Annotated in this window: 17 protein-coding genes, 1 tRNA gene and 1 pseudogene; 9 read left to right on the forward strand and 10 right to left on the reverse strand. The window is 68.5% G+C overall.

All coding sequences use genetic code 11. The features are described from left to right. The first annotated feature begins 89 nt into the window (after nucleotides 1-89). Nucleotides 90-770 carry a TetR/AcrR family transcriptional regulator gene (locus O7543_RS29190; protein ID WP_281550919.1) on the forward strand — a complete coding sequence of 227 codons (681 nt, stop codon included), beginning with the start codon at nucleotides 90-92 and terminating at the stop codon, nucleotides 768-770. Nucleotides 771-1,339: 569 nt separating this feature from the next. Here O7543_RS29190 and O7543_RS29195 read toward each other — a convergent pair. After that, nucleotides 1,340-1,416: transfer RNA gene (locus tag O7543_RS29195), tRNA-Ile, on the reverse strand. Beyond that, the gene (locus tag O7543_RS29200) at nucleotides 1,407-2,387 is read right to left on the reverse strand and encodes a transposase (RefSeq protein ID WP_281550918.1); all 981 of its coding nucleotides are present in this window, start codon (nucleotides 2,385-2,387) and stop codon (nucleotides 1,407-1,409) included. Before O7543_RS29200 ends, O7543_RS29195 begins: the two co-directional genes overlap by 10 nt. 140 nt (nucleotides 2,388-2,527) lie before the next feature. Between O7543_RS29200 and O7543_RS29205 the strand changes: the two are divergent. Beyond that, nucleotides 2,528-3,417: pseudogene (locus O7543_RS29205) on the forward strand (IS3 family transposase). A gap of 244 nt (nucleotides 3,418-3,661) precedes the next feature. On the opposite strand, the gene O7543_RS29210 reads toward O7543_RS29205, so the two are convergent. Together O7543_RS29210 and O7543_RS29215 are read right to left on the reverse strand one after the other, a co-directional pair. Continuing rightward, nucleotides 3,662-4,483 (reverse strand): alpha/beta hydrolase, encoded by an 822-nt coding sequence (locus O7543_RS29210; protein WP_281550917.1) that lies wholly within the window; start codon nucleotides 4,481-4,483, stop codon nucleotides 3,662-3,664. Between the two features lie 254 nt (nucleotides 4,484-4,737). After that, complete coding sequence (locus tag O7543_RS29215) at nucleotides 4,738-5,742, reverse strand: 2-hydroxyacid dehydrogenase (RefSeq protein ID WP_281550916.1); 1,005 nt, start codon at nucleotides 5,740-5,742, stop codon at nucleotides 4,738-4,740. 79 nt (nucleotides 5,743-5,821) lie between these two features. Between O7543_RS29215 and O7543_RS29220 the strand changes: the two genes are divergently transcribed. After that, nucleotides 5,822-7,078, forward strand: coding sequence for an FAD-binding protein (locus O7543_RS29220; RefSeq protein ID WP_281550915.1), 1,257 nt, complete (start codon nucleotides 5,822-5,824; stop codon nucleotides 7,076-7,078). A 32-nt stretch (nucleotides 7,079-7,110) separates the two neighbouring features. Here the strand turns inward: O7543_RS29220 and O7543_RS29225 are convergent, their stop codons facing one another. Beyond that, nucleotides 7,111-8,703 (reverse strand): restriction endonuclease, encoded by a 1,593-nt coding sequence (locus O7543_RS29225; protein WP_281550914.1) that lies wholly within the window; start codon nucleotides 8,701-8,703, stop codon nucleotides 7,111-7,113. Nucleotides 8,704-8,977: 274 nt separating this feature from the next. Between O7543_RS29225 and O7543_RS29230 the strand changes: the two genes are divergently transcribed. Continuing rightward, nucleotides 8,978-11,077: a prolyl oligopeptidase family serine peptidase gene (locus O7543_RS29230; protein WP_281550913.1), complete on the forward strand. Its 2,100-nt coding sequence runs from the start codon at nucleotides 8,978-8,980 to the stop codon at nucleotides 11,075-11,077. On the opposite strand, the gene O7543_RS29235 is transcribed toward O7543_RS29230, so the two are convergent. Then, the gene (locus O7543_RS29235) at nucleotides 11,042-14,971 is read right to left on the reverse strand and encodes a patatin-like protein (protein ID WP_281550912.1); all 3,930 of its coding nucleotides are present in this window, start codon (nucleotides 14,969-14,971) and stop codon (nucleotides 11,042-11,044) included. The two genes, O7543_RS29230 and O7543_RS29235, sit on opposite strands and share 36 nt — an antisense overlap. Nucleotides 14,972-15,262: 291 nt before the next feature. On the opposite strand from O7543_RS29235, the gene O7543_RS29240 reads away from it, so the two are divergent. Continuing rightward, the gene (locus O7543_RS29240; RefSeq protein ID WP_281550911.1) at nucleotides 15,263-16,021 is read left to right on the forward strand and encodes a serine protease; all 759 of its coding nucleotides are present in this window, start codon (nucleotides 15,263-15,265) and stop codon (nucleotides 16,019-16,021) included. Nucleotides 16,022-16,545: 524 nt separating this feature from the next. After that, complete coding sequence (locus O7543_RS29245; protein WP_281550910.1) at nucleotides 16,546-17,844, forward strand: hypothetical protein; 1,299 nt, start codon at nucleotides 16,546-16,548, stop codon at nucleotides 17,842-17,844. Between the two features lie 106 nt (nucleotides 17,845-17,950). On the opposite strand, the gene O7543_RS29250 is transcribed toward O7543_RS29245, so the two are convergent. Both O7543_RS29250 and O7543_RS29255 read right to left on the reverse strand, forming a co-directional pair. Further along, entirely contained in the window at nucleotides 17,951-18,367 is a 417-nt protein-coding gene (locus O7543_RS29250) for a hypothetical protein (RefSeq protein ID WP_281550909.1), read from the reverse strand. A 176-nt stretch (nucleotides 18,368-18,543) separates the two neighbouring features. Continuing rightward, nucleotides 18,544-18,981 (reverse strand): hypothetical protein, encoded by a 438-nt coding sequence (locus O7543_RS29255; protein WP_281550908.1) that lies wholly within the window; start codon nucleotides 18,979-18,981, stop codon nucleotides 18,544-18,546. Between the two features lie 205 nt (nucleotides 18,982-19,186). On the opposite strand from O7543_RS29255, the gene O7543_RS29260 reads away from it, so the two are divergent. Further along, nucleotides 19,187-19,576 (forward strand): hypothetical protein, encoded by a 390-nt coding sequence (locus O7543_RS29260; protein WP_348650056.1) that lies wholly within the window; start codon nucleotides 19,187-19,189, stop codon nucleotides 19,574-19,576. A gap of 80 nt (nucleotides 19,577-19,656) precedes the next feature. Here O7543_RS29260 and O7543_RS29265 read toward each other — a convergent pair whose 3' ends face one another. Continuing rightward, on the reverse strand, nucleotides 19,657-20,052 hold the full coding sequence (locus tag O7543_RS29265; RefSeq protein ID WP_281550907.1) for a hypothetical protein: 396 nt from the start codon (nucleotides 20,050-20,052) through the stop codon (nucleotides 19,657-19,659). Between the two features lie 432 nt (nucleotides 20,053-20,484). Here O7543_RS29265 and O7543_RS29270 point away from each other — a divergent pair, with 432 nt between their 5' ends. Further along, a complete protein-coding gene (locus O7543_RS29270) occupies nucleotides 20,485-20,844 on the forward strand; it encodes an STAS domain-containing protein (protein WP_281550906.1) in 360 nt (119 codons plus the stop codon). A gap of 127 nt (nucleotides 20,845-20,971) precedes the next feature. After that, on the forward strand, nucleotides 20,972-21,817 hold the full coding sequence (locus O7543_RS29275) for a serine/threonine-protein kinase (protein ID WP_281555656.1): 846 nt from the start codon (nucleotides 20,972-20,974) through the stop codon (nucleotides 21,815-21,817). A 148-nt stretch (nucleotides 21,818-21,965) separates the two neighbouring features. Here the strand turns inward: O7543_RS29275 and O7543_RS29280 are convergent, their stop codons facing one another. Beyond that, nucleotides 21,966-24,923 (reverse strand): glycosyl hydrolase, encoded by a 2,958-nt coding sequence (locus O7543_RS29280; RefSeq protein WP_281550905.1) that lies wholly within the window; start codon nucleotides 24,921-24,923, stop codon nucleotides 21,966-21,968. Between the last annotated feature and the right edge of the window lie 180 nt (nucleotides 24,924-25,103).

Raw genomic sequence — 25,103 nt, forward strand, 5'->3', positions numbered from 1 at the left:
CCCCGAATCGCGTTCGGCTTACGCTGTAAGGTACAGCCTTGCGGTGTAAGGTTGTCAAGTAGTCCGAGAGGTGACAGCAGGAGGATCACGTGGTCACGGAGCCAGCCGACCCGCCCGCGAACCGGCGTACCGCGCTCAGCAAGGAGTTGGTGCTGCGCGAAGCGGTCGCGCTGGCGGACGAGGCCGGTTCGGGCGTGCCGAGCATGCGCCGGCTCGCGCAGCGGCTCGGCGTCGAGGCGATGTCGCTGTATCACCACTTCCGCAACAAGGACCTGATCCTCGACGGCATGGTCGATCTCGTCTTCGATGAGATCGAGCTACCGGCGGACGGAAACGACTGGTGCACCGCGATGCGGGACCGAGCGGCATCGATGCGGGCGGCGCTGATCCGACACCAGTGGGCGATCGGTCTGATGGACTCCCGGACCAACCCCGGCCCGGCTACCCTTCGTCACCACGACGCAGTGCTCGGCTGCCTGCGCGCCAGCGGATTCTCCGTCGCTGGCGCGGCGCACGCGCTCTCCTTGCTGGACAGCTACGTCTACGGGTTCACTCTGCAGGAACTCAGCCTGCCGTTCACCTCGTCCGCCGAAGTCACGCAGGTGGCGGGCGCGATCCTGGAGCAACTGCCCCGCGACGAGTTGCCGCATCTCGCCGAGATGATTGTCCACCGGGCGCTGGCTCCCGGCTATTCCTATGCGGCCGAGTTCGACGTCGGACTCGACCTGATCCTCGACGGTCTGCAGCGGAGCCGGGAAAACTGGCGGTGACCCGTATGCGGGATCGCCCGGGCCGCCGGAGAGCAGGAACCGCTGGCCGCTGGCACCGGGCGTGGTCATGGCTAGCACGTGGGCGGCGGCGACGTTGCGCACGTCAACGAATGGATGTACAGCTCCGGCTAACCCGGCAAGCTGCCGTCCAGGCTGCGCTGCACGATGTGGTTGGTGCCGGAGATCTCCTAGCCGATCACTGGGCCGAGCACGGCGACCGGACACAGGGTGACCAGTTCCAAGCCGGTGTTTCCTCGGCGGCCGCGAAATCCCAGGCGTCACGTTCGGTGGGGGTCTTGCTCTGGCCGCCGGCAAGCCTCGCCGCCGGGTGCGCCGTCCGCGCAAGGAGATCGTTCCACCGCGTACGGCTCAGTTCTTGCCGATGTTGCCTTTCCTGCCTTCATCGAAGGCCGCTACCTGGATGTCCTTGCCGCTGATTCGCTGGCAACCTTCCTGTCACCGTGCCTGGTCGCTCGCGGTCCGGCCCCGCGCAGACGCGGTGGTGCTCCTGCTGCGTCCCCGTCCCTGGCAACACCGAGAATTGGATCTGGTTCGCGAAACGCTGCACCTGGTGGGGCGGGCGGGGCTCGAACCCGCGACCGAGGGATTATGAGTCCCCTGCTCTGACCGGCTGAGCTACCGCCCCGGCGATGGAATCTTATCCGGTCGGTGTGCGTGGTGACGGACCAGTGGCAACAAGGCGAATTTTCCCACTTCACCATGAAATGTGATGGTCAAGCGCTGGGTAGCCAACTGGCGCCTATGGGTGATGCTTGTTGCATCGACCGTCAGGCCGTACGGTGGGGAGGTTCCCTGGACCAGGACCGGAACAAAACGAGGATCACCCTGCTCCGCGTTGCTTTCGTGCTGCTGGCGGGGGTGTCGGCGATCCTGGGATTCGTCGGTTGCGCCGAGCTGCTCGTGGGCGAGCCCGGCGGCACGACCGCGCCGGTCGATGTTCTCTACTACACGTTGCAGCTCTTCGTCCTCGACGCTGACCAGCTCGCGGACCGGGCCGACCTGCCATGGCAGTTGCAGGTCGCCCGGTTCACCGCGCCGGCGGCAACCGTGTTCGCTCTCGTCGAGACCGCCCGGGTACTGCTGACCGGTTTGGTCGACAGCAGGCGGTCGCCCACCACCGTCGGCAGCACAGGGGTGGACAGCCAGTTCACCGTTGACATCCTCTCCGCCCTGAAGCTGAAGGACGGATATTCCCTCCACGCTGCGCGTGGAACACGCGGCGCCCGGGTGGGTTACCGCTTCACTGCGCGCCGCCGGGACGAGTCCCGGTCTTACGTGCGCTCGACGGTCGTTGAAGTCCGCCTGTCCGGCGGCCTTGATGTTGATGGCGGCGTTGATGTCCCGGTCGTGGTGACGGCCGCACGGGCAGTCCCACTCCCGGACGTTCAACGCGATCTTCTCGTTGATCCGGCCGCAGTCGCAGCACATCCGGGTGGACGGGAGCCACCGGTCCACCCGGGCGAACGCGCGCCTCGTGGCGCACCCGCTCCGCCGTGTCTCCAGCATGCCGGTGAAGGCGGCCCAGCCCGCATCCTGCACGGACTTCGCCAGCCGAGTCCGGCCGAGACCAACAACGCACAGGTCCTCGACGTACACCGCTTGGATGCCCCTATGTTTGTCAAGGGCTCATACTGCTGGAACGGGTCTGAGCAGGTTGTAGATCTGAGGTGCCCCGAGGATTCCGGACAGGGAGCCAATAAGGTTACCCTGCAAGGAAAGTCGAGGGAAGAAGCGCGATGGCACGCATAAGCTCATACACCCCAGAGTTCCGTGAAGAAGCAGTGCAACTCGTTCTACAGTCGAACAAGCCAGTGTCGCAGGTTGCCCGGGAGATCGACGTTCACCCGGAGACGCTGCGTTCCTGGGTCCGCCAGTACCGGCGGGAAAACAGCGGCGCCCAGGACAGCCCACCGATCGGCGTCGACGAGCGCGCTCGACTGAAGGAACTCGAACGTCGCAACCGGGAACTCGAGATGGAGAACAGCTTCCTGAAAAACTCGTCCGCCAGCTGATGCGCGAGCTCGGGCTCGTGCCGTGCCAGCCCCACCCGAGGCGGTGGGGTCTCACCCAGTCGTCGTCCGGCACGGTGCCTGACCTCGTCGGCCGGGAGTTCACCGCCGACGCGCCTGGCGAGAAGCTCGTCGGCGACATCACGTACATCCCGACCGGCGAGGGGAGGCTGTATCTGGCGACCGTCATCGACTGCTGCACGAAGGAGGTCATCGGATACGCGATGGACGACCACTATCAGACGCCGTTGATGTCCCGCGCCATCCGTAACGCCGCCCGGAATCGCGAACTCAGGAAGAACGCCATCTTTCATTCGGACCGGGGCAGCAACTACATGTCGGACGACTACGGCAGAACGCTTCGGGATCTGAGGTTGCGGCGATCTGCTGGCCGGACCGGAATTTGTTTCGACAATGCGATGGCGGAATCGTTTTTCGGTGCACTGGAGAACGAACGCGTGTCGCGTGTGAAGTATCCCACTCGTGAGGCGGCACGCCGGGACGCTACTGCCTACATCGAATTCTGCTACAATCGTCAGCGTCTGCATTCAGCGGTGGGCTACCAACCTCCCCGGGAAGTCCACGCAGAGTTCGAGAACCTTCAAATCGCGGCGTGAAAGAACCGGCCGAACCACTGTCCGGAAAACGCGAGGCCCCTCACACCGAGAGTGCCCTTCCAAGCCGGTCTGATCAGGTCTTCGACAAACCCGATCATCCCAGCTCAGAGGGCACTCTCGTCATATCTCCACGCCGTTACCGGTCGCAGCGGACCGACCAATCCACGGATCGAGGTTTAGGGCGGCGAGGATGTCAATGCAACGACCTCACCCGCAGGCCGACGAACGTGGCCGGTACCCGGGCTCAGCTCTTCAAGAACGTGAGCAGATCCTGGTTGACCTGGTCCTGGTGGGTCGCGGTGATGCCGTGCGGGGCGCCCGGATAGTAGACCTCTTGTGCGCCGGACACCAGTTGTGCGGTCTTCATCGAAGCGTTCTTGATCGGCACGATCTGGTCGTCGTCGCCCTGCATCACCAGTGTGGGGACGTCGAAGGCGGCGAGGTCGTCGCGGAAGTCGGTCTCCGAGAACGCCGACACGCTCTGGTACGCGTTCCACAGCCCGGCCTGCATGCTCCACGACCAGAACTGGTGCAGGATGCCGTCGGACACCTCTGCACCTGGCCGGTTCACGCCGTAGAACTTGATCGCCAGGTCCTGGTAGAACTGCGCCCGGTCGTGGGCAAGGCTGGCCCGCATCTCGTCGAACACGGCCAGCGGCAGCCCGTCCGGGTTGTCCGGCGTCTGCACCATGATCGGCGGTACGGCGGAGATGAGCACCGCCTTCGCCACCCGACCGGTGCCGTACCGGCCGATGTACCGGGCGACCTCACCGCCACCAGTGGAGTGCCCGATCAGCGTGGCGTGGGTCAGGTCGAGCGCCTCGATCACCGCGGCGAGGTCATCGGCGTAGCCGTTCATGTCGTTGCCCTCGGGCGACTGGCTGGACCGACCGTGCCCACGCCGGTCGTGCGCGATGACCCGGAAGCCCTGCTGGGCGAGGAAGAGCAGTTGGCCGTCCCATGCGTCGGCGTTGAGCGGCCAGCCGTGCGAGAAGACGACGGCGGGGCCGGAACCCCAGTCCTTGTAGTAGAGCTGGGTGCCGTCCTGCGTGGTGAGGTACCCCATGGCGTCACTCCTGACTCTCGGTGCGCTCCTGCTTCTGCCGTTGGTCGGCTGGGCTGCGCTGCCGGGCCGGCCCGGGCGTTGAGCATCCGTCAAGGTGAAGAGTCTCCGCAGACGCGGAAAGATAACCGGCGTGAACCGGCGAAAACGGGGAACCGGCCGGCGTCGCGACGGTGCCTGCGTGGCTGGGTGTTCCGGCGCTGACGGGCCTCGTACCGGGCCCCGTCGCGTCGGACGCCGTGCACGTGGGTCGTCGGTCAGCGCACCAGGGCGTCGGGCTGGATGTCCGTCGGCGTGCCCTCCCGCTCGTACGCGGTCAGGCTGCCGACGGTGGTGGTGGCGATGTTGTGCAACGCCTCCTCGGTGAAGAACGCCTGATGGCCGGTGATCAGCACGTTGGGGAAGGTGACCAGCCGGGAGAACAGGTCGTCGCGCAGCATCTGGTCGGACAGGTCCTCGAAGAACAGACTGGCCTCCTCCTCGTACACGTCGAGGCCCAGATGGCCGATCTTGCCGCTCTTCAGACCACGGATCACGGCGGCGGTGTCGACCAGCGCGCCCCGGCTGGTGTTGATCAGCATCACACCGTCGCGCATCTGCGCGATCCGTTCCTCGTCGATCAGGTGGTGGGTGTCGGGGGTGAGCGGACAGTGCAGGGTGACGATGTCCGACTCGGCGAGCAGCGTCGGCAGCGCGACGTAACTCGCGCCAGCGGCGACGGCCTCGTCCGACGGGTACGGGTCGGCGGCGAGCACCCGGCAGCCGAACCCGGCCATGATCCGAATGAACCGGACACCGATCTTGCCGGTGCCGACGACGCCGACGGTCCGACCGTGCAGGTCGAAGCCGAGCAGCCCGTTGAGGGCGAAGTTGTGCTCCCGGACCCGGTTGTAGGCCCGATGGATCTTGCGGTTGAGCGCCAGGATCAGCCCGGCACAGTGCTCCGCGACCGCGTACGGCGAGTAGCCCGGCACCCGGGTGACGGTCAGCCCGAGCCGGCGCGCGGTGGCCAGATCGACATGGTTGAACCCGGCCGAGCGCAGCGCGACCAGCCGGACCCCGCCGCTAGCCAGCATCTCCAGCACCGGTGCGCTGAGGTCGTCGTTGACGAACGCGCAGACCGCGTCGCAACCGTCGGCCAACGGCGCGGTGTCCGCCGACAACCTCGGCTCCAGAAACACCAGGTCGTGACCGGCCTCGGCGTTCGCGGCGGCCAGGAACCGCTTGTCGTACGGCTTGGTGCTGAACACCGCTACCCGCATGGGGACCTCCTCCGGCGTGGCCGTAGCTTGAGCCGGTCCAGGGTACGGTGAGGCGGGTCGGCGAGAGGAGATCGGGCTGATGACCGCTGCGGTCACCAACTGGGCGCGTAACGTCACCTTCGCCGCGCGTCACGTGCACCGCCCGACCACCGTCGACGAACTGCGACAGATCGTGGGCAGATCGGCCCGGCTGCGGGTGCTCGGCACCGGGCATTCGTTCAACCGGATTGCCGACACCGACGGAGACCTCGTCTCGCTCGCCGGCCTGCCCGCCGAGGTGACGGTCGACTCCGAGGCGTCGACGGTCACCGCCGGCGGCGGCGTCCGCTACGGCGAGCTGGCCGAACACCTGCACGCCCACGGGTACGCGCTGCACAACCTGGCCTCGCTGCCGCACATCTCGGTCGCCGGTGCCTGCGCGACCGCCACCCACGGCTCCGGGCAGGGCAACGGCAACCTCGCCACCGCCGTACGCGCGATGGAGCTGGTGACCGCCAACGGAGACCTGGTCCGGCTGGACCAGTCCCATCCCGACTTCACCGGCGCGGTGGTCGGGCTCGGCGGGCTGGGTGTGGTCACCAGCGTCACCCTGGCGATCGAGTCGACCTTCGACGTGGCCCAGTACGTCTATCACGGGCTGTCCCGCGACGCGCTCACCGCCGGATGGGAGCAGCTCCAGGACAGCGGCTACAGCGTCAGCATGTTCACCGACTGGACCGGGACCGGTATCGACCAGGTGTGGGTGAAACGGCGCACCAACCACGACCATCCGCCGGTCGACGCCGCCAGGTTGGGGCTCGCCGCCGCCGACGGCCCTCGCCATCCGGTACCCGGGATGCCGGTGGAGAACTGCACCAGCCAGCTGGGGGTAGCCGGTCCGTGGCACACCAGGCTGCCGCACTTCCGGCTCGACTTTACCCCGAGCAGTGGTGCCGAACTACAGTCGGAATACCTGATAGCGGCCGGCGACGTGGTCGACGCCCTCGACGCGGTGGCCCAGATCCGCGACCGGGTCGCGCCCGTGCTGCAGGTTTGCGAGATCCGTACCGTCGCCGCCGACGAACTGTGGCTGAGCATGAACCATTCGCGGGACAGCGTCGCGATCCACTTCACCTGGGTCGCGGATGCGACGGCGGTGATGCCGGTGATCACCGCGGTCGAGCAGGCACTGGTGCCGTACGCCCCCCGACCGCACTGGGGCAAGCTGTTCGGCATCGGCCGGGACGAACTCGTCGGCAGGTACTCGCGGTGGAACGACTTCGCCGACCTGCTGGTCCACTACGACCCGGCCGGCGTGTTCCACAACGACTTCCTGGACCGCTACTTTCCCCGCTGACCCCGGACGGTGCCCCGCTGATCCGCGACGGCTCAGGCCCGGCGGTCGATGCGGGCCTTCACCCCACCGTCCTCGGCGAGCATGTGCAGCAGCGCCGAGCCGTCGATCAGCTCCAGCGGCTTGCCGGAAGCGAAGTCGAAGGCCGCCGAGGTGTAGCCGGCGGTGGTCACCAGGATGCCGTTCGAGGCGTTCTCCGCCTGGACGACGCCGAACAGATCACGGACCGCCGACACGTCCACGGTGCCGCCGCCGCGCCGGGCCAGCACGACGACCGTGCCGCCGAACAACGGGCGGGGATCGTGCGCCATGCACTCCACCGTACCGTCGGCTGTCGTGCGCACCTGGCGCATCTGCAGCCCGAGCTTGGTGAACAGGTCGGCGATCAACTGCTCGAACTGGTCGGCCGGCATGGTCAGCAGGTCCGGTCGCTGGTCCAGGTCGGCGAGGACGTCGATCTCGTCGGCGAACCGCTTGTCGACCTTGTCGAAATCGACCACGGCGGGCACCGGTGCCAGATCCACCGGATGGGCGGAGATCCGCGCTTCGAGTCGGCGCAGGCAGGCGGCCGGGTCGACGTTGGCCAGGTTGATCGCGACGAACTCGTCCCGGTTGGTACGCAGACTGACCAGGCAGGGCCGGGCCGGTCGACCGGTGGCCGGGTCGATCTGTTCGACGATGCCGTTGAGGCAGACGGTCTCCAGCAGTCGGGTGCGGTCAGCCTCGTACAGCTCGTGCACCGTACGCAGGGTGATCTGAGTGATGAGGTCGGCGTACCGTTCAGCGATCTCGGTCGCTGGCCGGCCGACCGCCGTCACCTCGTCGTTGGCCGGCTGGTACCGGTACTCCCGGATCCGGGGGACGACCTCCACCGCCGGCAGGTGGTACTCGACCACCAGCTGACGGGACTCGGGCAGGTAGGCGAGCCGGTAGCGCTGCGGAAAGTCGTCCGGATAGACGGAGTTTCCGAGCACCAGCCCGAAGTACTCGACGACGGCTTTCGGATCGGCGGCGGCGAAGACGGCGGAGAACCGGTCGATCGCGGCGTTGTGCGCGGCGACCTTGGCGGCCAGCTTCTCGCACTGCTGACGGTACTTCTCCTCGGCTGCGGCCAGCCGGCGGTGCCGCTGAGCCTCCGCCGCCTCGTGTTTCGCGGTGGCCTGCTCGAACATCTCTCGCGCCTCGGCGACCTGCTGCTGATGGCGGACCTCACCGCCGAACATCCGGCCCAGGCCGGCCGGCTCCGGTGGGGCGAAGTCGGACCACTGCGGTGCGGCCAGCGGTACGGCGAGGTTACCCGGATCGAACGGCGGCGGGGTGCTGCTGCGCTTGAGCCGATCGAGGTCGATGTGGTCGTCGACGGCCAGGGTGTCGGCGAGCAGCTCCTCCAGCTCGGCCACCCGCGAGCGCAGGTTCGCGTTGGCGGCCGCGATCTTCGCCGCCCGGGCCTCGATGTAGAGACGCTTGCGTTGGCGTTCGTCCTCGGCGGCCGCCTGCTCGGCGGCCTGCCGGGCGTTCTCCGCCTCCCAGACCATCTGCTGATGCTGACGGTGCGCGAAGGCTTGGGCCCGGTGCTGGGCGTGCACCTGCTGGGCGTGTGCCCGCTGCGCCTCCTGCATGCTGCTCATCTGTCAGCCCCGATCGTCGCCGGTCCACTCCCGCCCCGACCGTCCGCGCCACCCGGCCCGGACGGATCATTGGTCGCACGTCTGCACGTTGGACGTGCGTCAATCTTGTCCGACCGTCACGGTAGCGTCCAGTGTCCAGCTTCCGGCGGCGACGTTCGCAGCCGGCCTTGGGGCGGCACCCTCTGCTGGGCGGTGCGGTACGACGAGCCTGCCTATCCTGGTGCGTACCCTCGCGGAGCGGGCCGGGGGGCGGGGGGCGGGGAGGGATTGACGGATGGCGAAGGACGGCCGGGTGTCGCACGGCGGCGATCCGTACCTCTGGTTGGAGGAGGTGCTCGGTGCCGCCGCCCTCGACTGGGTCCGCGACCGCAACGCGGAGACCACCGCCGGCTGGACCGCCGAGCCGGGGTTCACCCAGCTGCGGGACCGGATCAAGCAGGTGCTCGATTCCGCCGACAAGATTCCCGACCCGACCTGGCGCGGGGATCACCTCTACAACTTCTGGCAGGACGCCGGACATCCCCGCGGGGTGTGGCGGCGGGCCACCCTCGACGAGTTCCGTCGGCCGCAGCCGAGCTGGGAGATCCTGCTCGACCTCGACGCACTCGCCCGGGTCGAAGGGGAGAACTGGGTCTGGAAGGGTGCCCACGTGCTGCGGCCCGGGTACGACCGGTGCCTGGTCGTGCTGTCCCGGGGCGGATCGGACGCCGCGGTGGTCCGCGAGTTCGACCTGACCACCCGAGACTTCGTGACCGATGGTTTCATCGTCGAGGAGGCGAAGAGCACCGTCTGCTGGATCGACCGCGACCACATCTACGTGGGCACCGACTTCGGGCCCGGCACCGTCACCAACTCCGGCTACCCGCGGACCATCCGGCGCTGGCAGCGCGGCACCGCGCTGGCCGACGCCCCGCTGGCGTTCGCCGGCGAGGTCGACGACGTCACCGTCTCCGTGGTGCACGACCCGACCGCCGGCTATGAGCGCGACCTGGCGGTACGGCGCACCGAGTTCTTCCGCAACCGGACCTACCTGCTGCGGCCCGACGGCGGTTGGGGCCTGGTCGACGTGCCCTCGGACGCCGAGATCGACCTGCACCGGCAGTGGCTGCTGATCGAGCTGCGCAGCGACTGGCAGACCGGTGACATCACCTACCCTGCCGGCGCGGTGCTGGTCACCCCGGTCGACGAGTTCCTGGCCGGCAAACGGGAGCTGACCACGGTCTTCGAGCCGACCGAGCGCTCCGCCTACAGCTACCACGCATGGACCCGCAACCATCTGCTGCTGGTCACCCTCACCGACGTCCGTAGCGAGATCACTATCCTGACTCCCGGCGACGACGGCTGGCGGCGGCGCACGCTGCCCGACGCCGGCGGATTCGACCACACCGACGTGGCCGACACCGAGCCGGACCGGGGCGACGAGTTTCTGCTGCACACCGCCGGGTTCATCCGGCCACCGACGCTGCTGCACGGCACCGTCGACGGCCCGACGCGACCGGTCAAGACCGGTCCGGCCTTCTTCGACGCCGACCAGATGACCGTCCGGCAGTTCTTCGCCGGCTCCGCCGACGGCACCGAGGTGCCGTACTTCCTGGTCACACCGGGTGATGCCAGCCCGCCCGGACCGGCGGCCGGGCTCACCCTGATGACCGGGTACGGGGGGTTCGAGATCGCCTGGACCCCGACCTACAACGGCGTCGTCGGCGCCGGCTGGCTGGCCCGGGGCGGCAGCTTCGTGGTCGCCAACATCCGGGGCGGCGGCGAGTACGGACCGCGCTGGCACACTGCCGCACTACGGGAGAACCGGCTCCGCGCGTACGAGGACTTCGCCGCCGTCGCCACCGACCTGGTCGCCCGTGGCCTGACCAGACCGGACCGGCTCGGCGTCTACGGCGGCAGCAACGGCGGGCTGCTGATGGGCGTGATGCTGACCCGCTGCCCGGAACTGTTCGGCGCGGTCGTCGGGCAGGTGCCGCTGCTGGACATGCGCCGCTACCACAAGCTGCTCGCCGGAGCCTCCTGGATGGCCGAGTATGGCGACCCCGACGATCCGGCGGACTGGGCGTTTCTGCGGGAGTACTCGCCGTACCAGAACATCCGACGGGGTACGGCGTACCCGCCGTCGCTCTTTCTTACCTCGACCCGCGACGACCGGGTGCATCCCGGTCATGCCCGCAAGATGGTCGCCCGGCTGCGCGAGTACGGCCACGACGTCACCTATCACGAGAACGTCGAGGGTGGGCATTCCGCAGCAGCGGACAACGCACAGCAGGCGTTCAAGTGGGCACTGCTGCTGGAGTTCGTCCGGCGGACCCTGACCGGTGAGCGTCGCGCGGCGTCAGACCCGGTCGGGGGACTGCTCGGTAACAGGTAGGAAGACGGTGACCACCGCCATGCAGGACGCCCAGACGACGAGCAGCACGGTCAGCTGACCGCTGGCTATCCGGCCGGGATACAGCAGGTGCGCGGTGGTTTCGACCACTATGCCGGTGCCGATGATCGCGGTGAGAGCCGGCCACGGTCTCGTCCAGCCCCAGAGCAGGACCGCGCTCAGCGCTACGGCGAGCAGTCCGATCCCGATCGCGGGGAAGTGCGCTTCGGGAACGCCCTGCACGGTGACCTCGGCGCGGGGTGGCACCAGCCGCAGCGGCTCGAGCGTGAGTCCTTCCAGCAGCCGGCGGGGTTGTTTCCAGACGACCAGCGGCAGGAGCAGGAGCAGCGTGGCGCAGACGAAGACGGCCCGCTGGACGGGGACGTGACGACGGTGGTTCGCCGCGCTCCACGCCGCGTCGTACGGCTGCTTGTGCCGTCGCAGGCGGGGTAGCGGGATCCGGGCCGGGTCGTGCCGATGGGCGAGCCACCACAGGGTGGCGGCGGTGACGGTGCCGACGATCGTCAGCGTTTCCGGGCGGTTGCCGAGCAGGCTGCCGGTCGGCAGCAACCAGAGCAACCCGACCCCGCCTGCGGTGAAGACGGCCGCCAGCACCAGGCCCAGGGCCCGCCACCGTCGGGCGGTGCACCACATCTGATGGCCGATCCGGTGCCACTCCTCGCTCCACGATTCGGTCTCGCGGTCGAGCCGCGCCCAGTCTCGGGTGCCCCGGACCCAGCCGACGACGATGGCGGCAGCCGCGAGCAGCGCGGCGACGCCAGCGGCCCAGCCGGGCCGGTTCTCGTCGGCGCGGGACGCGTCGGCGATCGACGCGTAGCCGAGCAGGACCAGCAGGGTGGTGGCGGCGGCGCGGGCCGGGTCAGCGGCCAGCGGTAGCAGCACGACCAGCGGCCGGATCAGCAGCAGCAGGGCGCGCCCGACCATCGTCGGCCAGCCCTTACCGGCCGGCCAGAGGGCCCGGTAGGTGAGGTGGACCGCCCGGCTGGACAGACCGTAGCGGTAGGCGACCGGAAGGTCGCGGACGCCTTCGTTGCCGCGGGACACCCGGTTGGTGAGTTGCTCCCAGTGGTCCATCGCCGCTGGCTGCCGGGGTTGGTCGGGGTCGTCGGACCGGCCCGTCTCCCTGGCCTCCTGGTCCTCCTCCAACAGGATCTGGTACTGCAGCCAGCTCTTCAGCGCACGCTTGAGACACTCCCGCTGGTCGGGCTGCAGGCGGCTCATCCTGGTGGGCGCGGGCGGCAGGTCACCGTTGCTGCCGGTGAGAATCCGCCGCCACTCCCGCCCCGACACGCCGGGGACGGGCTCCTGGACCCATCGCTGCCAGACGCGGTTGAGCTCGTTGTCGTCGCAGCAGCCGCAGAGCTTGTCGATGATCATGTCGGTGATGCCGGCGGCGGCGTCCAGCCGGCCCCAGGCCCAGTCGTTGGCCCGCCACGACCGGCGGAGGAAGGCTCCGAAGTTGTGCAGTGTGGTACCGGCCAGCTTGGCACGGGAGTTGATCACCGGATCGGCTGGGTCGAGTCGGCCGGTGCGCAGCCGCTCGGTCAGGCGCTTGCGGCGTTCGCTGCAGTCGATGTTGCGGAACTTCTGCTGCAGTGGGCTCTCCTGGTTACCGGTGATCTTGTGGTAGTGGACGACGGGTTGCACTCCCGGCACGCCGCCGGCAACCGCGAAGATGGTGTGCAGCTTCTTGATGCTCAATTTGCGTAGCGATGAATCGTGGACGTCCTTGAATGCCGAGTCGCACCAGGCCCGCCGGTCCTTCGGGCACAGTTCGTCGTCGCTGCGCAGTTTCCGCCTGGCGATCGGTTGGCCGATCTCCAGCAACTCTCCTTTCAGGTCCTCGGCCAGCGTCCAGATTTCGTCCAGCGCGGTCGTCCCGGGGCTTGACATGTCGACTTCCCGGGCCATGTACTTCGCCGGGTACTGTTCGAACAGCATGCGGTTGAACTGTTGGCTGTCGCATTGCCCGTCAACTATCGCCCGGCGGAGTTTGTCGGGGAGACCCGGCAGGCTTTTTTGCAGGGCGCGCGCCCGCCGGGTGGCGGCCAGCAGATCCGGGTTCTCCAGCGCGCCGCCCGGTCCCTGGAAGTCCCGGAGCAGTTCCGCGCCGGCCAGGTCACGGATGTGGTCGGCCAGCTCCAGCAGCCGGTAGACTTTGTGCTTGACCTCGCGTAGGCATTTGACGGCCTCGTCGCCCGCTGCCCGGTCGTCGCGGTAATCGGAATTGCGATTCTTCTCCTCGAGTGCACGGATCCAGGAGATCAGCATGGTAGTCGCGCTGTAGGCCGCCTCAATGTCCTGAAATTCCTCCTCGTCTACTGTCCCCTGGTGGTAGATGTCGTCGAGTTGTGCCTGGATGTTCAGCGCCTCGTACTCGCCGAGAACCTGATACGGTCCGGACAGTGCGGGTCGGCCGATGGAGTACTCCGCCGGCTTCGTGAGAATCTCGGCGATCTTTTGAGCGTCGACGGAGTGTCGATAGTCGCGGTAATGATCCGGCAGCGGTGGCGGTGGATCGCCGTCACGTTTGACGACGCGGTCGCTGATCATGGTCCGGCGGCAGGTCCGGCACTCACAGGCCGGCGGTCGCCAGCTGCCCAGCGGCCGGCGACGCGCTCTGGTGAGCGTGATCTGCTGGGTGATGAGGTGCTGCCGGATCTGGGCGGCGAGGCCGATGTCGTTGGTGCTTCGGACGTGCCCGAGTTCGCCCTCCTCGGTCTCGGTGCGTTGCTTCAACGCGATCGCCCGCAGCAGCACCCGGAGCCAGTGCAGGGCGCCCTTGCTGTCCGGCTGAGTCGGGGAGCTACGAGCCGACGGCGACGGATCCGGATCCAGGTATATCAACCGTCGATCGGTGGGGGAGACGGCTGCGGTCCGGCAGATCGCCAGCAGCGCCCGTCGGATCGGGATGTTGTCGAAGATTCCCCCATCGACCACGTAGTACGGTTCGGACCCGATGTGCAGGCTGGTTCCCCGCGGCCGTAGTCCGGAGAAGACCATCGACATCTCCGGCACCGAGGTCCGGTCCGTGCCGCTGCCGTACTCCAGCTTGTTGTGGTGACCGGCGACGGCATGGATCGACGCGGGTTCGAACGCCCCGGGAAACGACGAGGTGGCGCGGGCGGCAAGGGCGAGCCGGTCCAGCCGGTACTTGACCGGGTGCGGCGGATCGTCGCACGGATGATCGGTGGCGTCCGGTCGGTCGGCGGGTCCGGGAAAGTCGGTGATCCCGGTGTCGAGCGGAGCGTCGCGGCGGGTGAAGTGGAACTGGGCCTGCCCCTCGGCCAGGCTGCGTTCCTGGTTCTGATCCTGGGCCAGCAGGGTGGCGGACAGGTCGACGGTCATGTCGTCGGTGGCGAGCCCGCAGTGGCCCTGGTCGCGCAGCCGGTAGAGCGCCCGGCAGATGCGGTGGTAGAGATACCTGTCGCCGGCCAGCAGCGACGGCACCCGACCGACCGGGCGAGGCTGCCGCATCATCCGCCACAGATCGGCGTCGTCGAGCCAGAGGTTGCGGACCGCGTCGACGGTCGAGCCGACGCACTGAGCCACGCCGTACACGACGGCGTTGAGACCGCCGGCACTGGCGCCGGCGAGTACGTCGATCTTGACCTCGTCGTAGCGGGCGAGCCGGAGCATGCTGGCATAGATCTCGGCCCGCTGCTGCTGGGCGGGACGTTCCGGGGACTTCCCCCGCTGCAGGGTCGCGGTGCCCCGCGGGTCGGGTGTGGTCCGACGCAGCACGTCCAGCTCCGCGACGGCCCCACCGATCCAGACCGCCAGGCTGACGCCGCCGCGCATGGCGAGGGCGATCCGCAGCTCACGGCGGTTGGGTAGGGCGTTCTCCTCCGGTGTGGGACGTCGATCCTCCGGCATGGTCACCTCCGCGCGGCAGCACCGGGAGGCATCCGCATGGTCGCACGGGTCGCCGACGCGCCGGGGCGATCCCAGACGACCTCACCCTGTGACAGCTGGCGTCCGGGCGTGCCATCACCCGGTAATAGGGCAGGACCGGTATCCCCAGAAGCATTGAAGTATCGTCGTTTGTCGATAGTGTTCGCATCGGGTACCCAGCAGCGCCTGTCCGACAAGGCCGAACAACCTGTTCTGTCGCCGCGCCGCCCATCGGGTCGGCGCGTACCCCCCTGACGATGAGGACACCGCACGATGAAGGCACTCCCGCTCCTGTCCCGGATGCTGCTGGCCACCGGGTTCGTCGCCGCCAGCCTTGTGCTGCCGGCCACCACGGCGCAGGCCGCGCCGCCGTCCAGCACCGCCGACGAGATCGGCATCCTGGTGGTGAACGGCCGTCCGGCTACCGAGAACTACCCGTTCATGGTCTACACCTCTGGCTGCACCGGCTCCCTGATCAAGTCGAACTGGGTGGTCACCGCCAGGCACTGCCCGACCCCGAGCTCCGTACGGGTGGGCAGCGTCAACCGGACCAGCGGCGGCACGGTGGTCCGGGTGATCCGCGCGGTCAACCACCCGCGGATCGACGTCAAGCTGATGCAGCTGGCCAGCTCGGTCAGCTATGCTCCGGCACCGATCCCGACCGCCTCCGGGGCGGTCGGCACCGCCACCCGGATCATCGGCTGGGGCCAGACCTGCGCTCCCCGTGGCTGCGGCTCGGCCCCGACCGTCGCCCACGAGTTGGACACTTCGATCGTGGCGGACAGCCGGTGTCTCGGCATCGACGCCGGCTATGAGATCTGCACCAACAACACCAACGGAAACGCCGGTGCCTGCTACGGCGACTCTGGCGGTCCGCAGGTCCGGATGGTCTCCGGCCGGTGGTACCTGATCGGGGCCACCAGCCGCGCCGGCAACAACAACTCCACCTGTGCCACCGGCCCGTCAATCTACGGCGACCTGCCGTCGATCCGCTCCTGGATCGACACCCAGGTGGGCGGACTGCCTGCCTGACCCGTACCAGCCTGATCCCCTACCCTTTCGTGCGCCGCACCGGTCCGCCGGTGCGGCGCACCCCTGCGATCGCCCGGCGGGTGGATTTTCTCACTGCGGGATCGGCTCGACCCGGCGCGATCCCACTGAGTTCCCAGGTGGTCGCTTGCGGTACGTGATCCGTCTTGTCGGTCGAACGAGGTGAATACGGCCCGTGCCCGCCGGACGACCCTGAGCTGCCGAAACAAGATTTTTGAGCCGATGTTGAACCCGGCCCATTGACCGAAAGTATGATGTCGGCGGGTTGAGGGATGCCCGCCAATTTTCCACTAACCGTGAGACACCCCGGATACGGGATCGGGCTGCTTGACAGCCCAGAGAACTCACTTTTAGCGTGGCTTCCCGTAAACGTGGTGCGAACTCGTTCCGGCAATGGAAGTGGGCGTTTGAAGGCACCCGTTTGACCAGCCAGCAGAACACGGCTGCCCCACCGGACGACGCCTGTCAACCGCGCCGCCCTCGACGAGAAGGAGTAGGTAACCCCCATGTACAGGTCGGCACAACGGCGCAGTTCGACCCCGCGTGGCCGAAACCAGCGCACTGTCAGTGGCCGCAACAAACGCATCATCGCTGTCCTCGGTACGGTCACGGTGTTCGCGGGCATCGTCGCGGTCACTCAGGTCTCATCTGCCAACGACCAGCTGCGTACCGCCTCGGAGTGTGTGGCCCCGAGCCCTGGCTCCACTGCTGAAGGCGGCGTGACCACCACGGTGACCCAGGAGAACGGCCGCGAGGTGCGGCACCACTGGGGTGACGGACAGATCACGCTCGAGGAGTGTGAAAGCGGTACGACCCTCGTCGCGGCTCCGACCATCGAGTGCCCATCCGTAGTGGACAGTCTGCCGGAGGTCCCCGCTGCGGCGCGTACCGAGGTGGAGCGCAACCTCGGCCTGCTGGAGAACCAGATCGAGGAGGCTAACAACCGGCTCGCAAGTAGCGTAGGCGAGGGTGGGCCGAACTTCATCAACAACGCCATCCTCGGCCCGCTGGCCAGTAAGCGGGCCGCCACCCTGGACCGGATCGAGATCGCCATCGGCCGGGTCGCGCCGCGTCCGCGCGGGCTCGACGAGCTGGCCACCTGCGAACTCGTCAACCGCCCGGACAACAACGACGGTAACGACAACGACGGTAACGACAACGACGGTAACGACAACGACGGTAACGACAACGACGGTGGCGGAGACGAGGGCAACAACAACGACGGTAACGACAACGACGGCAACAACGACGGCGACAACGGGCTGGAGATTCTGGCCAACAGCTGTGACGACAGCAACCTGGACGACCACGACGGCTTCCAGGTCGGCAACCGCTGTATCGACACGCAGTTCGGTGAGGTCGGCGCGGCGGCCAACAACCCGTCGCTGCTGATCACCGAGTTCCCGGACGAGGTCGGCGTGGATGAGCCGTTCACCATCCGGGTCAGCACTCGTAACTTGGTCCGGGACCGTTTCCTCCCGGCGGCTCAGGGTGGCTACTACGTCGAGAGCTCGCTGCTCGACGAGCAGGGCCTGACCCGTGGTCACTTCCACACCGCGTGCCGGATGCTGCAGTCGACCGAGGTCGCGCCCGACCCGGCTCCGGCGCCGGAGTTCTTCGTGGCGACCGAGGACGGCGGCGGCGGTCGCGAGCCGGACCAGATCACCATCCAGGTCTCGGGAATGCCGCAGTCCGGTACCGCGCAGTGCTCCGTCTGGGCCGGTGACGGTTCGCACCGGCTGCCGATGTCGGAGCGGGCCAATCAGACGCCAGCCTTCGACTCGGTCCGGATCGAAGTGAACTGACCAACCTGGTAGCTCAACGATCTGCGGGCCCGGACTCCGAACGAGTCCGGGCCCGCAGCCGTTCCGGTCGTACGACGGTTCTGGGCTGATCAACAAAACCGGCCGGTCAGGAGAGGATCGCCAGGTGGAAGCCACGGTCGGCCAGTACTCCGGCGCTGGTGAAGGTCTGAATGAACACCCCGTTGGGGACGCCGGCCCGGCCCACGACGGTGATCTCACCCGGTGCTGACGCGCCGAGGCTGCCGGACAGACCGATGCTGCCGACGTAGGCCGACCCGGTCAGGTTGTGGCTGAAGACTACCTGGTACGTGCCGGTGGCGAGACGGGTCGCGGAGACCGCGCCGAAGCCACGGGCCAGGCTGCCGTTCGCGTTGACGACTGCGAAGAAGCTCTGGGCGGTCGGCGGCATTCCGGACGTGGTGGCGGGGACCAGCGCGATGCTGGCCTGCTCCCGTTCGGTTTTGGACACCGGCGGCTGTTCGGTGATGCCGGCGTCGCGTTCTGCGCTGAATGACTCGGACATGGTGGGACTCCTCGCAGATTGGCATTCCGCGGCGTGGACGCGGGCTGCCGAAAGGGATGGAACCGGTGCCGTCCGCCGGGCCCGAGCAGAACGGCAAGTGACTTGAAGCTTATGCTTGACAGCGGAGAGTAACCAGCGTCTGGTCATGTCCAATCGAGGACAGGGTGCGTCTCCGGTCAGCGGGACTGCCCGGGGCCCGCGGCGAGCCGCCGGTCGAGCAGGGTGGCGAGCGGGATGGACTCGCCGTCGCGACCACCGGCACCGATCACCAGTCGTGGCTCCATCGGGGAGACGCGTGCGCCGGTCAGCCTGGACCGCAGGCTGGCCGGGACGGTCAACAGGTAGAGCTTCCCGTCCGTACCGACGGCCAGGGTGCGGTCCGATTTCAGATACCAGCCGTGCAGCCCGGTCCGGTACCGGCCCCGGCCGTGGTGTGGTCGGGCGGACAGGTTCTGCACGGCGATTCCGTGGTGCCGGGCGGTCGCGACGAAGTCAGCGAGCAGATCCGCGGCCTGCTGGGCCTCGCTGGCCCGGCGGCGCTGCTGGTCGGCCGCGTGGGCGGCGATCGCCTGCCGGCGCTGCCGCGCCCAGTCCTGCTGGTCCCGTTGCCCCACCGGGCCAGCCTACTGTCGACGCCGCCGCCCGGTGCGTACGTACCGTCGCCGATCATCGCCGGATGGGCCGGTGGTGGGGGTTTTTTTGTTTGCCGACCAAACTATTGACACCCTGTCGAGGAGTGTGTGAACGTCTGGAGATCGGCCGGTTGCGGGAGTCGGCAAGCCAGGAGAGGGGGCCTGGGCCACCCCCGGCGGTGGCTTCGTGCCGGGCATCGTCTTCAACGAGACCGAACCCGATCTCGTCTACGCCCGGACCGACATCGGCGGTGCCTACCGCTGGAACCAGGCCGTCCAGTCGCGGATCCCACTACTGGACTGGGTGGGCTGGGACCGCTGGGGCTGGAACGGTGTTCTCAGCCTGGCCACCGACCCGGTGCAGACCAACCGGCTGTACGCGGCAGTCGGCATGTACACCAACGACTGGGACCCGAACAACGGCGCGATCCTGCGCTCCACCGACAGAGGTGACACCTGGCAGGCGACCGAGTTGCCGTTCAAGGTCGGTCCCGGGGGCAGCACCACGCCGGGTTTCCTGGCCGACTGGACAGCGGGCAACGCAGTTCCGGCAGGGGTGAGCTGCGCCACGCACTGAGCCGGGTGGCGGGTCCATGACCAGGGCGGCGTCGATGTCGGTCGACGCCGCCCCGGCGGTCGTGCCGCGGCGGTGCCGGGTCACCGCCGCGGGGTACTGCCGGCCGGCTCGTCCACGTCGACGAACTCGATGCGGGCCTCGTCGGACCGCTCGCCGGGCCGGAGCACCGACCGGGTCATCGCCCCGGCCAGCCAGCCGAGGGCCACTCCGGCGGCCGCCGCACCGGCGAGCCACGCCCACGGCACGGCCCGGCGACGACCAGCGAGCGCGTCGACGGCCGCCCGCGCCCGGTGCCGCGCCTCCGCGCTGGCCGGGCCCATCCGCGCTCCGGTCTCGGTGGCGAGGTTCGAGGTGTGCCGGTGGGCCAGTCGAGCGGCGTCACCGGCGGAGTCGACCGCCGAGACCAGATGCGCCCAGGCCTGGTCGGTGATGCGTTGCGGCTTGCGGCGGTGCTCCATCAGGTTGGTCGCGAACATGCTGCTACCTCCTCCAGCGCCACGGCTGCCGGAAGCGCCCGGCGAGCCGTGGCGCGCTGCGGTTGCCTCCACGTGCCCAGCCCCGGTCGGCGGCAAACCCCCTTGTCGTCGTGCTGTTACGGCTGTCTTCTGTCGTACCGGACCGCTACTGTTGGGATGACAGCCGGCGCCGAGCCGGAGGCCGGTGGGTACCCGAGGTTCGTGGTCGGCACCTCAGGCGCCCGTGCCGCAACGAATCGTGCCCCGGGTGTCCGTGCCGTAGCTCAGCGCGCAGGGGGCTATGATGCGGGTTGTCTGATTGTTAGCGATATTTGTGCCCGTCGGATGCGGATCCGGCCCGGCGAAAGCTGGCGGTGATGCCCGCACCGGAATACTCTCGGTCGCGGCCCGCGTACTGACGAGACGCCCGGATGGGCGAGTGGAGGTGCTCGCGTGAGCCTGTCGGTTGTCACATCGACGCTGCCTGGTGCAGTGGTTGAGATTTCACCACAGGGTGAGATCGACGTGGATACCGCGCACGAGGTGCGCGAAGCGGTGCAGGCGGTACTGACCAACGGCCGTCCGACCCGAATCCAGCTGAACATGCGGCTGGTGACGTTCATCGACTCGGTTGGCATCAGCGCAATGGTCGCCGGTTTCCAGGCGGCCGAGGTGAGCGGCATCAAGCTGGTGGTGACCGAGCCGAGCCGGTTCGTGCACCGTCAGTTGTGGGTGACCGGGCTGCTCGGCCTGTTCGGTGCTCCCGAGCCGTACGTCGGTGACGGCGCCGAGCGTGAGGTGCCGCTCTCCTGAGCTCGTGGTGCTCGGTGGCGGCAGGTCGCAGTTCGAACGGCTGATTAGGGTCGTGTTAACACCCGGCGGTAGATCTTGTCGGTAGCGCTGTCCTGCCGGAAAATGATCTATCGTGACATGGTTGCTGGTGGGTACCACCATTCTCCGGCGCTATGTCCTTCTTCGTCCGATCGGTCGCGGTGGGGTGTCGGTTGTCTACCAGGCGATCGACGTCGACTCGGCCCGGCCGTTCGCGGTCAAGTTGCTGGCACCGGCCGCCGCCGGCGACCGACGGGCCAGGGACGACATTCGCCGGGAAGCGTCGTTCACCCAGCGGCTGCGGCATCCCAGTGTGCCCCGCGTCTACGACGTCGGTGAACTGCCGCTACCCGGGGGCGGCACGTCGTCGTATGTCGTCATGGAGCTGATCTGCGGCGAGTCGCTGGCAGACCGGCTGACTGGCGGTCCATTGCCCTGGCCCACCGCGGTCCGCACCGCGGGGACCGCCGCAGACGTGCTGGCGGTGGCTCACCGGCGGGGCGTTGTGCATCGGGATCTCACCGCCGGCAACGTGATGTTGACCCGGTCCGGTGCCAAGATCATTGATTTCGGCCTGGCCCGGTTCGCGGATCCGCCGCCGGCCGGCCGTGCGTCGGGGACGGTGGCTGGCTCCGGCCGACCGGGCGACGACGTCTACTCCCTCGGCGTCTTGCTCTACCACATGCTGACCGGCCGGTTGCCGTACCTGGGGGTCGGCCCGGGGTCGCCGGCGACCGGCGTGCGGACAGGGGCCCTGGCTCCCACTCCGGTGCTGGCCGTCGCCGGGTTGCCGCGTCCCGTGGCCGATCTCTGTCGGGCCTGCATGAGCAAGCGTCCGGAGAACCGACCGACCAGTGTCGAGGCGGCGTTCGCGCTCTGGGACCTGCTCGGCGGCAGCCTCGGCAATAGCGGCTGCGACAGGGCGAGTGGCGGCGTTTTGTCCCAGTTATGTTAGTTGTCGGTCAATCTGGGGAATCGTGCAAAGTATGGCCGATGTCCGGGAAGTGGCTCCGCCGTCGCGGCACGTCCGGCATCGTCGACGGCGAGGACCCTTTCCCGGCGCCGAGCGTCGGGAAAGGGTTCCTCCTCCTTCAGCGGTCAGATCAGCCGATCCGGAACGGCACCCGCAGGGTCGACCGGCCGGTGTCGGCGCTCGTCGCGTCGACCCGAACCGTGGTCGCTGCATTACCGATGGCGTTCCACAGTTCCAGCCGGACGCACCCGTTGCTCATCGCCCGGAACTCTCCTGAGGCGGATCGCAGCCCGGCGCTCTGCCGGTAGGTCTCGGTGCCGGGCACCGGATCGGTGGCGAAGTAGTGGTACGTCTCGGTGCGGCCGTAGCTGCCGGAGCCGGTGAAGTCGTACGACACCCGGGCCTGGATACCCGCACCGACCGAGGTGCCCGCGTCCACCTGGAGGTCGAACGTGGTGGCTGCCGACCGGTACGCACCGGTCAACCCGCAGGCCCGGAAGGTGACCGGGTTGTGCGGCGTACCGTCGTAGTTCGCCCCGCCAGCCGACGGCACCGTGACCGTCGTCGCGTTCGTCCCGGCGGTGTTGCTCAGCACCCCGGCGGACCGCAGGTGGAACAGGTCCGAAGTGACCGGCGGGGTGGTCGGGTCCGGCGTGGGCGAGGCCGGCGGCGTGGGGGGCAGGCTCGGTGACGGGTTCGGGCTGGTCGGGGTGCCGGTGGCGGTGCCGCCGCTCCAGGTGTGCGCCCCGGTGGTGGCGGTCTGGCCGGCCGGCACGGTCATCCGGGTACCGTCGGAGAAGGTGACCGTGACCGGCGACGAGGTGAAGTTGCTCGCCACGTAGGTGCGGGCACCGTTGCGGTCGAACACCGCGTAAAGTGGAGTGTTCGCCGTGACGCCGGTGTCGACCCGACCCAACGCTGCCAGGTTGCGTACCCAGTGGAACGTGTGCGCCCGGCTCTCGCCCTCCTCGACCGGGTAGTTGGGGTTCGCCCGCAGATTGGTCAGGGCGGCGTTGGCGTCGCCGAGCGCCTGGAACGACCAGAGAATGTCCTGCCAGACCGTCGGCGGGCCGCCGTTGTTGGTGACCAGCGCGTTCCAGTTGGTGGCGATGTAGTCCGGCCGGTAGCCGAGGTAGAGCGAGCCACCGGTGACCGGCAGCATGTTGATGCCCTGGATCATCTCCGGCTCGGCGCTGAACCAGGTGGCGTAGGCCCCGCCGTCGCCCCAGACCATGCCCACCGACCGGTGCCCGAAGGAGGCCGGGAAGTTGGTGTCCGAGGAGTCGAACCAGTATTCCTGGATGGCCGCCGATTGAGTGGTGTAGATGTACAGTCCGGCGTCGCGGATCGCGGTGTTGCCGGTGGCCAGGCCCCACTGGATCAGGGCGTTGGCGAAGTTCATCCCCTCCGAGGATGACTCCTGGTTGTTGCCGGCGAAGAACGCTCCGTGCCCGGCGGCCCAGTCATGGCCGGCGTAGATGTCGAAGTCGCGCAGGAACGGGAACATCGGGTCGTTGCGGTCCCAGCTGTTGGCGTCGCGGATCAGCAGGTTGACCATGCCGCCGTACTGGCTGGTCGCCGCCCAGGTGGGGTCGAACTTGGCCAGCGTCGCGGCGGCGGCGATGTAGTAGCCGTAGTGGAAGTGATGGTCGTTGAGATCGGTGTCGGATCCGTACGAGGCGGGGTAGCCGACCAGAGTGCCCCACGCCTGGTCGTAGAAGAACACCCGTTGCGTCTTGCCTGGGCTGGCGGTGAACCAGTCGGTCAGCCGGTTCCGGATGGCGGTGAGCAAATGGTCGCGTTGGGCGGTGCGGCCGAGCTGGTCGGCGATCTCGGCCAGCCGGGCGGCCCGGCCGAGCGCCTTGCCGGTCCAGTAGGTGTCGTTGTCGAAGCCGGCGAGCGGGTCGCCGGACGCGGCCTGGTCCAGGTGCGCGGTGAGCGTGGCGAGGTCGGCACCGACGCTGGTGGCCACCGCTGGGACCTCCGGCAGTACGCCGTGGAAGCGCATCGCGGTCCGGAACGACGTCGCGCCGACCAGGTTGCGCATCGGACCGCGGGCCGACACGTAGGTCTCGGCGATCGGGCTGGCGCCGTCGAGGTGCTTCCACTGGTGCGGGTAGAGGGAGACGACCGTGCCGGTGGCGGAGCCCTCCCGGGCCGTGGTGGTGAAGCTGTAGGTGGCGTCGACCGTGCTGCTGGCCTGGTCGTAGCTCCAGCTGACCCGGGTGCCGGTGACGTGGGCGTGGGCGTACCGGCCGTAGCTGTCCATCAGCGCGGTGCGCCGGGCGGCGCTGGTGCCGGCGCCGGTCGGCAGCAGTGCGACGGAGAAGTAGCCGCGGCCGGCGAGGGTGGAGCTGATCGTGGTCCCGTTGACGGACCAGGTCGCTCCGCTGGGGCCGTAGGCGACGTAGTCGTGGCCGCGCATCGAGAAGCCGACCCGGGTGCCGCTGTGGTGCCAGACTGTCGGGGTGCCGGGGAACGACAGCTCGGCGTTGCCGCCGGTGACCTGGGCGTACACGAACGGCAGACCGTGGCCGACGGTGGCGCGTAGCGTGCGGGCGCCGTCGGACCAGTACGGGCTGACCGTCCAGTCGGTCCAGCCGTCGACCTTGACGTCCGGGGCGTTGAGCCCGGCGACGCCGAGGGTGAACTCTCGCGTGTACGGGTAGTGGTACTCACCGACGCCGGTCGACGTACCGGAGATCGCCGCCTCGGTGGTGTAGGAGACGCCGAGCCCGCCAGCAATCGGCTGGAACGACATCGGGTGGGCGTGCAGCGGGTCGGAGTAGGCGCAGTTGTACCGCTTGAACAGCAGCGACGACCACCAGTCGTTGGTCGGCACCGCCCCGGCCGGGGCGGTGCCCGTGACGTACTGCCGGGGGTTGGCGGAGATGTTTCCGCAGGCGGTCGGGGCGGCGGCGCCCGCCGGGCGGGTGGTGGTGTAGCTGCCGGCGCCGACGGTGGCGGCGTCGGCGGTGCGCAGTACGCCGAAGATCAGTCCGGTCGCGGCCAGCGCTGTCACGGTGGTGGCTGCCAGGATCCGGCGCGGCGTACGACCTGTTCGCGCGCCACGGATCGACAGGTTCATGGTGCCTCCGGGTCGGGTCGGGCGCGGTCCACGATCGCGAAAATTCGCGCCCGTCAACGAGTTATTGCCAGGAGGTCATCAGAGATGCGGGCTTCTGTCAATATCCCGACATGAAGTTTCGTGTATTCGGTACGGGGTCGTGGTGGTCTGTTGACAGCCGCGCCGGTGCTGCTGTAAACC

The sequence above is a fragment of the Solwaraspora sp. WMMA2080 genome (assembly GCF_027497395.1).
Lineage (GTDB): Bacteria > Actinomycetota > Actinomycetes > Mycobacteriales > Micromonosporaceae > Micromonospora_E.

What these genes read in the sequence shown, in the direction of transcription:
- O7543_RS29280 (WP_281550905.1), bottom strand. Translation starts at nt 24,923, where the DNA reads ATGAACCTGTCGATCCGTGGCGCGCGAACAGGTCGTACGCCGCGCCGG.
- O7543_RS29215 (WP_281550916.1), bottom strand. Translation starts at nt 5,742, where the DNA reads ATGCGGGTAGCGGTGTTCAGCACCAAGCCGTACGACAAGCGGTTCCTG.
- O7543_RS29245 (WP_281550910.1), top strand. Translation starts at nt 16,546, where the DNA reads ATGTACAGGTCGGCACAACGGCGCAGTTCGACCCCGCGTGGCCGAAAC.
- O7543_RS29240 (WP_281550911.1), top strand. Translation starts at nt 15,263, where the DNA reads ATGAAGGCACTCCCGCTCCTGTCCCGGATGCTGCTGGCCACCGGGTTC.
- O7543_RS29225 (WP_281550914.1), bottom strand. Translation starts at nt 8,703, where the DNA reads ATGAGCAGCATGCAGGAGGCGCAGCGGGCACACGCCCAGCAGGTGCAC.
- O7543_RS29210 (WP_281550917.1), bottom strand. Translation starts at nt 4,483, where the DNA reads ATGGGGTACCTCACCACGCAGGACGGCACCCAGCTCTACTACAAGGAC.
- O7543_RS29265 (WP_281550907.1), bottom strand. Translation starts at nt 20,052, where the DNA reads ATGTTCGCGACCAACCTGATGGAGCACCGCCGCAAGCCGCAACGCATC.
- O7543_RS29220 (WP_281550915.1), top strand. Translation starts at nt 5,822, where the DNA reads ATGACCGCTGCGGTCACCAACTGGGCGCGTAACGTCACCTTCGCCGCG.
- O7543_RS29235 (WP_281550912.1), bottom strand. Translation starts at nt 14,971, where the DNA reads ATGCCGGAGGATCGACGTCCCACACCGGAGGAGAACGCCCTACCCAAC.
- O7543_RS29250 (WP_281550909.1), bottom strand. Translation starts at nt 18,367, where the DNA reads ATGTCCGAGTCATTCAGCGCAGAACGCGACGCCGGCATCACCGAACAG.
- O7543_RS29230 (WP_281550913.1), top strand. Translation starts at nt 8,978, where the DNA reads ATGGCGAAGGACGGCCGGGTGTCGCACGGCGGCGATCCGTACCTCTGG.